General features: G+C 66.3%; 1 protein-coding gene. It reads left to right on the forward strand.

The features are described from left to right. Nucleotides 1–424, forward strand: a 424-nt coding sequence (locus tag P0D96_RS48440) for a histidine kinase dimerization/phospho-acceptor domain-containing protein (protein ID WP_408321476.1), incomplete at both ends; no start/stop codon positions are given.

A 424-nucleotide genomic window follows, 5' to 3' on the forward strand; every position in this document is an offset into this window, starting at 1 on the left:
CGCCGACCTCGCGCACGACATGCGCACGCCGCTCAGCAACATGCGCGGCGCCGCTGAAGTCGCGCTCGCCCGGCCGCGCTCCGTCGATGAATACGAGTCGCTACTCGCCTCGAATCTGGAAGAGTGCGACCGGCTCTCGCGAATGATCGAGAGCGTGCTGTTTCTGGCGCGCGCCGAGCATCCGCAGTTCGTCAAACAACTGCGCGAGTTCGACGCGGGGCAGGAGTTGACCCATATCGCCGACTACTTCGAAGGCATTGCCGAAGAGGCGAATGTGCACGTGCGCGTGAACGGCGCGGCCAGCGTGACGGCGGATCTCGAACTGTTTCGCCGCGCCGTGAGCAATCTGCTCGCCAACGCGATTCGCTATACGCCGCCGGGCGGCGAGATCGTGCTGGACGCGAGCGCGTCGGCCGACGCGGTA

Origin of the sequence: Paraburkholderia sp. RL17-347-BIC-D, from assembly GCF_046027915.1 — a bacterium.
Lineage (GTDB): Bacteria > Pseudomonadota > Gammaproteobacteria > Burkholderiales > Burkholderiaceae > Paraburkholderia.